Origin of the sequence: Mycobacterium sp. MS1601, assembly GCF_001984215.1 — a bacterium.
Taxonomy (GTDB): domain Bacteria; phylum Actinomycetota; class Actinomycetes; order Mycobacteriales; family Mycobacteriaceae; genus Mycobacterium.
Window position 1 is genome coordinate 185,034 of sequence record NZ_CP019421.1, and the last position, 7,339, is coordinate 192,372.

9 protein-coding genes and 1 pseudogene are annotated in these 7,339 nt (G+C 65.8%); 6 read left to right on the top strand and 4 right to left on the bottom strand.

Going from position 1 to position 7,339, the window contains the following annotated elements; all coding sequences use genetic code 11:
* Nucleotides 1-26: 26 nt before the first annotated feature.
* Nucleotides 27-482 (top strand): hypothetical protein, encoded by a 456-nt coding sequence (locus BVC93_RS31745; RefSeq protein ID WP_083741690.1) that lies wholly within the window; start codon nucleotides 27-29, stop codon nucleotides 480-482.
* A gap of 267 nt (nucleotides 483-749) precedes the next feature.
* On the opposite strand, the gene BVC93_RS31750 is transcribed toward BVC93_RS31745, so the two are convergent.
* The 4 genes from BVC93_RS31750 to BVC93_RS31765 are packed head-to-tail and all read right to left on the bottom strand — an operon-like array spanning nucleotide 750 to nucleotide 2,707.
* Complete coding sequence (locus tag BVC93_RS31750) at nucleotides 750-1,151, bottom strand: hypothetical protein (protein ID WP_083741691.1); 402 nt, start codon at nucleotides 1,149-1,151, stop codon at nucleotides 750-752.
* On the bottom strand, nucleotides 1,148-1,465 hold the full coding sequence (locus BVC93_RS31755; protein ID WP_083741692.1) for a hypothetical protein: 318 nt from the start codon (nucleotides 1,463-1,465) through the stop codon (nucleotides 1,148-1,150). Before BVC93_RS31755 ends, BVC93_RS31750 begins: the two co-directional genes overlap by 4 nt.
* A 33-nt stretch (nucleotides 1,466-1,498) precedes the next feature.
* Nucleotides 1,499-2,467, bottom strand: coding sequence for a conjugal transfer protein (locus BVC93_RS31760; protein WP_083741693.1), 969 nt, complete (start codon nucleotides 2,465-2,467; stop codon nucleotides 1,499-1,501).
* Nucleotides 2,468-2,473: 6 nt separating this feature from the next.
* The gene (locus BVC93_RS31765; RefSeq protein ID WP_083741694.1) at nucleotides 2,474-2,707 is read right to left on the bottom strand and encodes a hypothetical protein; all 234 of its coding nucleotides are present in this window, start codon (nucleotides 2,705-2,707) and stop codon (nucleotides 2,474-2,476) included.
* A 759-nt stretch (nucleotides 2,708-3,466) separates the two neighbouring features.
* On the opposite strand from BVC93_RS31765, the gene BVC93_RS31770 reads away from it, so the two are divergent.
* From BVC93_RS31770 to BVC93_RS31790, 5 genes and pseudogenes are all read left to right on the top strand, one after another.
* Complete coding sequence (locus BVC93_RS31770) at nucleotides 3,467-4,285, top strand: hypothetical protein (protein ID WP_083741695.1); 819 nt, start codon at nucleotides 3,467-3,469, stop codon at nucleotides 4,283-4,285.
* Nucleotides 4,282-4,806 carry a hypothetical protein gene (locus BVC93_RS31775; RefSeq protein ID WP_083741696.1) on the top strand — a complete coding sequence of 175 codons (525 nt, stop codon included), beginning with the start codon at nucleotides 4,282-4,284 and terminating at the stop codon, nucleotides 4,804-4,806. Before BVC93_RS31770 ends, BVC93_RS31775 begins: the two co-directional genes overlap by 4 nt.
* 17 nt (nucleotides 4,807-4,823) lie before the next feature.
* Entirely contained in the window at nucleotides 4,824-5,525 is a 702-nt protein-coding gene (locus BVC93_RS31780; protein WP_157517361.1) for a hypothetical protein, read from the top strand.
* Nucleotides 5,526-5,560: 35 nt separating this feature from the next.
* Nucleotides 5,561-6,244, top strand: a complete 684-nt coding sequence (locus BVC93_RS31785) for a hypothetical protein (RefSeq protein ID WP_083741698.1) — start codon at nucleotides 5,561-5,563, stop codon at nucleotides 6,242-6,244.
* Between the two features lie 66 nt (nucleotides 6,245-6,310).
* Nucleotides 6,311-7,339 (top strand): annotated as a pseudogene (locus tag BVC93_RS31790) (hypothetical protein); the annotation flags it as partial.

A 7,339-nucleotide genomic window follows, 5' to 3' on the forward strand; every position in this document is an offset into this window, starting at 1 on the left:
AGCATCGCTTGGTAGCTGTTGATGACGTGTCCGTCATCGAGCCGGACCATCGCTTTGAGCATGGGGTCGAAGCTGCGCCGAAAGGACTTCTCGGTGCGCGCGCCTTCGTCCAGGACGCCCGGGTGGAAGTTGGTGGCGACCGGGGTGGTGCTCGGCGAGGCGTTGGCAGGGTTGTGCGGGGCGTGTTCCAGTGCCGAGCCGCGCATCAGGTTGTGGTTCCAGATGAAGGGCAACAGGCCCTCGGGGACGGGCTCGAGTTTGAAGTTGGATTCGGGGTCGACAACGGCGAGAAGTGCTTCGGCGGCTGCGAGCTGTGTGGCGACTTCGCGGGGGGACGGTTCCCCCTTGAGCGGGCTCTTGTTGATGGGGAACGTGATCGTGTAGACCCGCGTCAGCGGGGCGATCTCGGCGATGCGCCGGTACCCGGCCAAGGTCTCTTTGATGTAGTCCGGGGTGCGCTGGAGATCGACGTTGTCCAGTGAGCGGTTCATGACGTCGACCAGATCGAGCGGTGCCTGCAGGCTGAGCAGCACTGTGTTCTCGGGGCAGTTCACGACGAGTGATTCGTGTGCGTCGGCGACGCCGGCCTTGTCCTCTGGCTGGCGCAGGCCATAGTCGAGCGCCTCGACGAAGTAGGTGGCGTAGACACCGCCATGGTGGGTCCACTGGAGGTGGTGACGTCGGGCTGCGGTCGGCTGTTTCAGTTTCACGGGTGCGCTCTCGGCTGTGTGCGTTGTCGGCGGGGCGATTCAGCTGGCGTTGACGGCGGTGTCGTCGATGACGAAGGCGTGCGGGTTGGACTCTGCTTGGCGGCCCAGCTCCTCGCGGGCGAGGACGGTCGGCTTGCGGTCGACGACCAGGCTCGCAAGTCGTGCCGTCTTCCCGAGGACGGGAATGCCGTCGTACTTGATCAAGCTCAGGGCCGCGGTGACGGCGCAGGCCAGGAAGACGCCGACGCCGAACGTGGCGATCGCGTTGAACGGCAGGAGCCGGATGGCGAAGATCGTGACGATCAGAATGGCGGTGAAGCCGACGATCTGTTCGATCGGGCGTGCGCCGCCGGGAATCCTGCGGCCGCCGGGAAGCCGGCCGACGTAGGTGCGGAAGCGCCTGCCACCGGTGGCGACCCGAACCCAACGGATCCCATTCATGCGGCCGCCTGGGCGCTGTTGTCGACGGCGATCGGAGACGGCACCACGTTGAAGGCCGGCATGGAGTACCCGCCGCCGCCGCCGATCTGTTCACCGGTGCTGCTGCCCGCGTCGATCAACGACGGGATCAGCGAGTAGACGCCGGCCGCGCCAGCGATCACCGCGGCGCCGATGGCGATCTTCACGGGCTGGCGCCCGCCCTCGCCGAACAGGTTCTTGAAGAAGTAGAAGAGGCCCCAAAGCATCAGCAGCGTCCCAGAGATGCCCGTGGCGACGACTTGGATGTTCTGGAGGAGGACCTGGATGTCGGTCATGGGAGTGTTCCTTTCGGTTTCAGGTGGTGGGGGTTAGCCGCGCGTCGGCGGTGGCGGCGGAGTCGTGGACGTGGCCGTGGTGGCGTTGTCTTCGCGTGGGGTGTCGGGTCGGGTCTGCAGCAGTGGAACCGCGGCGATGGAGATGACTTGCCATTGCCCTTCGACCGACCGCACTGTCAGCGGGTAGGCCAGCTGGGTCAGCGTGTAGTTCTTGGTTCGGGCCGCGACGGTGATGTAGACCTCCGCGGTGTCTGCACCCGCTCCATCTCCCCCGACGTTCGCCGCGATGGTGAGGGTGTCGACCTTGGCGTAGGGCGCCGGTTGGATCGGCTTCTCAGTGGAATCGGCGGTGACGTAGCGCGGGAAGTCGGCGCCGCCGGTGAGGTAGGAGCGGACGAAACCGGTGACGGTCGTCCCCAACGGTGAGTCGAGGGCAACGGTGTGGCGGTAGCCCAACCGGAAGTCGACGCCGACGCCCGGGCCGGCCACCTGCATGGGCAGGGCAGTCGCGCGCGGAGCGCTGTCGAGCACTGTGATGGGCACTCGGTAGAAGGTGCGTTGAGGTGAAGCTGTGGTGTCTCCGTTGACGACTCCGGAGACCGTCACCGTCCACACCGCCACGCCGTCATCGGTGGTGGCGATCTGCTTGGCGAAGGCGACTTCGGTGTCGGTGAACTGTCCGGCGATGGGCGGCAGCTTGACGTCTTTGAGGGTGACGTAGCGCGCCAACTTGTCTTCGTCGCCGCTCTTGGCGGTGAGGTAGGTCGTGACGTAGTCGCGGGCGAATCCGGTCACCAATGTGGAGGACGGGATGGAGGAATTTCCCGGCGTGGGGTCGGCCTGGTTGGACTCTGGCCACAGATTCGCGAGCATCGAGAGGATGGCGAATACGCCGCCGATGATGCCCAGGACGGTGATCGCGCGCTGTGCGAGTTTCTGCCGATCGACGGGCTTGACCAGCTCGTCGAATTGTTTCCTTTTGGCGGGAATTTTACCTGTCACGGTAAATCAGTCTCCCACAATCCCGGCGCCATTCTCGGCGAGCGCACGCGTCAATGCGGCGTCCGCTTCGGAGCTGTCATCGACGATCAGTTTGAGTAGCGCGGCGCGGGCGCCGGCGTTGAAAGGGTCGTCGTGCAGCTCGTCGCAGGCGATCTTCACCTCGCGCGAGTAGGTGCGCACGGCGGCGATGGCCGGGGTGATGTCGAGGTCTCGCGAGCGGGCTGTTGCGGATGTCGCCATAGTGGTGGTCCTTCTGGGGAAAGGGAGCGGCCTGGTGTGCCGCCTCTATCCGTGAAGTACCGGCCAAGGGCCCGGTTTCCGTCGCGCCGGCGAGAAGTTCGTAGCGATTCAGCTAACCGCTATCGCCGATAGCGCGTCCCTAGTTACTCGTTCGTTAGGCTAACGAACGTTAATCAGATTTGCTACTACCCCCTTGACAGGGGGCTTACGCTGGCTGTGCAGCGGAGCGATAAGGCCAGCGTAAATCACCGAGGGAACCGTTGCTGGCGCTATTTCCGCAGGTCAACCGTGTGAATGTGACCTCACAAGCCGCGCCAATAGCGTCTACGCAGGTCGTGCACATGAATTGTGCGTACCCGCTCACGGGCCGCGCACATCTCACGTGACCAGCTATCGGCGGGCGCGCGCACGTTCCGCGCACATGCCGCGCACGCCGCGGCGCACATCCGCCGTTCATCACCGCGCACGTTGCGCGCACGTTCCGGACAGTGTGCTGTGCACGTGAGATCTGGCCAAAATTTTTTCCGTCGCGTGAGAACTCAGATTGCCAATCGCGCACCCCTCAGGCAAACGATGCGCGCAGGTCCAGCGCGTGTGACGACTCGAACTGTGATGCAGGTCATAGTCGTGAGGATGGGGCGGACGAGGGTTTCACACGCCTTCTCACGTCGTAGCTGACGGGTAGCTCACAACTCGTTCAGAAGCTGTGGTCATCAGCTGCGCCGCACCGGCGCCCACGACTCCTCCAGGAGACCGGCGATGACCATCGAACCTTCCAACCTCCCCCGCCCGGCCGCGGCGCTGCGCGAGCACGCACTGCGCACTGCCGCTCTGCCCTCGCACCGCGCGCAGGTATCGGCATGGATGCGCGCCGCGAACGTGACATCCGTTGAGCAACTCTTCGACGCGATCGGGGGCCGCGACGCCATCTCGACCTCCGTGCTGCTGGCCGATCACCGGCGCGGGGTGGCCCTGGCGTCGACCGTGCTCCTGGGCGCCAAGGCAGTGATGTTGTCCTCGGTCGCGCGGCACGCCCCGGGCGATTCGCGGGATGCGCAGTACGTCGTCACCGACGAGCGCTTCCAGGCCACGGTGGATGCGTTCCTGTCGCGCGCTCTGCCGGCGGTGAAGCCGAACCACAAACACGCCGATGCGCAGCTCTACTGGATCACGCTGCGGACGATCACCAAGCTCCACGAGGCGCCGCTTTGTGCCGCGGAGCCGTCGTTCGATGATGTCGCCGGCGAGGACGTGCGCGCTGAATCCGACGACTATCTGACGGGTGCAGTGCTGCTGGATTGGGCACTGTCACGTGGCGTCATTGCCGAGCAGGATCACCGGGCGTTGACGATTCGCTTCGGCGGTGACACCGCTGTCCCCGTGCGTGAAGTTGCAGCCATCTTGGGTGTCAGTGAGGACAAGGTGGAGTCGCGGCTGCGGCGCGCGGTGAGGCGGATTCGCGATGCGGCGACGGCCGACCGTGAGGACCTGGAGCGTGCATGCATCGACGCCCGGTGGGCCTCTGGCGATCGCCGCGGTCTCGTCGGCGCGATCGCTGAGAATGGTGCAGCCGCGTGAGCCAGTTCCCTCCCTCTGACGGGCTAAAATTTACCGAGGCTGGTAACGCTCTCGACTCGGAGTGGCGCGCAGCGCCGCACCCGGAAAGTGATGTCGACATGTCCGATCTGTATCACCGTCACGCAGATGAGATCGCTGACGACTTGCTCGCCGACCCGGAGCTGTTTGAGCCCGTGAGTGAGGACTTCGCGGTGAACTCCGACGAGGGCTACGGCGCATGGATGCCTAGTGGCGACGACGGAGATGGCAGCGAGTTCGACGCGGACTACGACGCCGCCTACGACGTCGACGAGCGCCGCGGCCGGACCCTGACCGACGACGAGCGCTCCGACCTCAATGAGATCGACCGCGTTCTGTCCGGCCCGCGAATCACAGCCTGCTGGCCGGCACCGGGCGCGGCGCTTATGTCCACCGGGACGACGACGACCTGTCCCCCGATGTTGATGTTCCCGGCGCCGATTTGGGCGCGATCGATGCGGACTTGGACAAGCCGTGGTGGCGATTCGGGTGGGTCGACATGAGTCGACGGCCGCACCGATTGGCCGCCATCGGCGTTGCGGTCGTCGTCGTTCTTGTCGTCGTCGCGTTGGTGTTGCCCTCCGGTGAAGACAGAGACTCATCGAGCACTGCGGCCTCGACTCCGGCGTACACGGTGCCGACGGTGGTGCAGTCTCAGCCACCTTCGGCGACCCCGGGGAACCCCGCGGCGGCGGCCGCGGACGGGCCGATCGGCGTCAAGCGCGCCGACAGCCGGTGCACCGCGGGATCAACCGATCCGATGCAAGCCTTCGACAACGACGTCAACACTGCGTGGATGTGCCTTCCCGCTTACGGCGTTCCGGGCACGGTGCTGCGCGTGGAATTCGACAACTGGTACGTCGTCACCGGTGTGTCTATCGTCCCGGGCTGGAACCGCGTGAACCCCGACGGATCCGATGAATGGCTCAAGCACCAGACCGTCGCGGTCGTGGAGTACCAGTTCAACGATCCCGAAGAGACGCGGCTGACACAGCAGACGAACAACGCCCGCGATGAAGTGGTGACGCCCGTGCAGCCGCCGGTCCTCGCCTCGGCCATGACGATCACCATCACCGAATTCGGTACGCCAACCGGACCGGTCGCCGACACGACGACCATTCCGGGCCAAGGCGGTGTGATCGCCTCTGACACTCCCAAGACTGGCGACCTTAAGGACTTTGCGGTCTCCTCGATCAGCATCATCGGCCACCGCGCCGCATAGTCGAAGGTGTCGGGCGGCGGTTCTAGTGTTGTGGGATGCGCCGCGCATACGTCGAATCCCATGAACCTTTTACCGAGGCTTTGCGGCTGGCTCTGCGTTGGGCCGGCGACACCGCCACAATTCATGCACCTGATACCGGCAGCATCAAAGAGAATCGCCTCGACCAGCTCGGTGTGCCGCTCACGTGTGCTTCACCGCGGTCGAAGTTCCACGGCCGCCCGCAGGGCACCGTCGTGGGGACCTTCCTCAATCTGAAGGAAGTCCTGGAGGTCGAGCGCGCCTCGGGCGTGGACGGTCTGGTGGTGGTCCAGGCGCACGGCCCATCACGCTTTCCCGGCGTCTCCCATCACGGACCTTGGGTGACCGCTTTCGGCGCTGAGCACCTCGGCGGGCAGGAGATCGCGGCAATCGCGGCGGCGGAACCGGCACTGCGCGCGGCGATTCGCGGCCTCACCGGCTTGGCTGTGGGCAACCAAGGACTCCTCGACAACCGCGAGCGCTCTGTAGTGATTCACGCGCTGACCTTTCTGCGGAGCCGCGGCTTTGCACTCGATCCGGACGCGTTGATGGTGGAGGCGCTGCGCAACGAGTGGGGCGGCACCGGTCCCGAGGACCTGCGCCAGATCGCCATCGACCTGAACAAGGGAACGCAGTTGCGCTTCGACAAGGGGCGGCTTCGGCCGGAGCGACTCGAAGAGTGGGCCGCCGCCGGCACCTGATGGATTGACCGATCATTCGGTCAGGTCGGCAAGTTGCACCGCACTGGGCTGGAAGAATTGCGGGCGATGTCCGCATCCAGTCCACCCACGCGACACGGCGATCGCGGCCGAGGTAGCGGTGGAAAGACCGCCGCGTGCTGCCCGGTGACACAGCTTGCCGATGCCGACCCGTCCGCGTGGTGGCAGTCAGTACACCAGCTGATCGACAGCCCTGTGCGGGATCTTGTCGCCGGATTCGACGAGATCGCCGATGCTCCTATCCCCTATGACTGGTTGCCTGGGCGAGCGCGTACGTTCTACGGCCCGGACTTCGCCATCTGGTCGGATCTCGGCGCCGAGACGATCGACTCGTTGGTCAACCGGCCCAAGGGAGGTATCGGCACCGTCCGCGCCATCCTCATCGCAGGGTGGGAAGCCGTGAGGAATCGGCGGGCTCTGGACAGCGCCGGCTCCGACGCTCCGAGCGCTGTGGGTGATCTGCTGGATCGCCTCACCGCCTACGATCGTGCAGCGTTGGCCGGATGCAGCTGGGCGCTGCAGCCCATGACTCGCGCGGCGGTGGCCGAGCTGCTCGGCGTCCACCCCGTCAGCGTGCAGCGCAACTATCCCCGCGCCGCCGCCCGATTTCAGGGGTTGCTCGCTGATCCCTCCCACGCCGCGGTGCGCCGGCACGCCGCGGAACTGCGCTACCGGCTGGGGCCGTTGACGCAGATGTCCAGCGCAGAGGCTGCTCTTGCGGACCTCGGTTTGGCGCTGTCCGATGACGCCGGGACGATGCTGCTTCATCTGGCCGGCCCGTACACACCGGCCGATCACACGTGGCTTGAAGACACATCCGCAGGGGGTCTGCGGTCTGCTGAGGCCGCACTCGAGTCTGCGTTCGCCCAGTGGGGAGCCCCAACAACGGCGGCGCTCGCCGAAGCCCTGGCCAAACTCGGAATCCCGTACCCGACGGCTGTCGAGTTCGTCGCAAGCCGGCCGGGCCTACGCCGTTTCGACCAGAAGTGGGTGCAGTGGGGAACCACGATGCTCGACAAGGTGGAGGCGGCGCTACACCTTTCGGGTGCGCCGGCCACGGGCTCGTTGATCGCTGCC

Excerpts from the sequence above, each read along its gene's own strand:
- BVC93_RS31750 (WP_083741691.1), bottom strand. The coding sequence starts at position 1,151 with ATGAATGGGATCCGTTGGGTTCGGGTCGCCACCGGTGGCAGGCGCTTC.
- BVC93_RS31755 (WP_083741692.1), bottom strand. The coding sequence starts at position 1,465 with ATGACCGACATCCAGGTCCTCCTCCAGAACATCCAAGTCGTCGCCACG.
- BVC93_RS31765 (WP_083741694.1), bottom strand. The coding sequence starts at position 2,707 with ATGGCGACATCCGCAACAGCCCGCTCGCGAGACCTCGACATCACCCCG.
- BVC93_RS31770 (WP_083741695.1), top strand. The coding sequence starts at position 3,467 with ATGACCATCGAACCTTCCAACCTCCCCCGCCCGGCCGCGGCGCTGCGC.
- BVC93_RS31785 (WP_083741698.1), top strand. The coding sequence starts at position 5,561 with ATGCGCCGCGCATACGTCGAATCCCATGAACCTTTTACCGAGGCTTTG.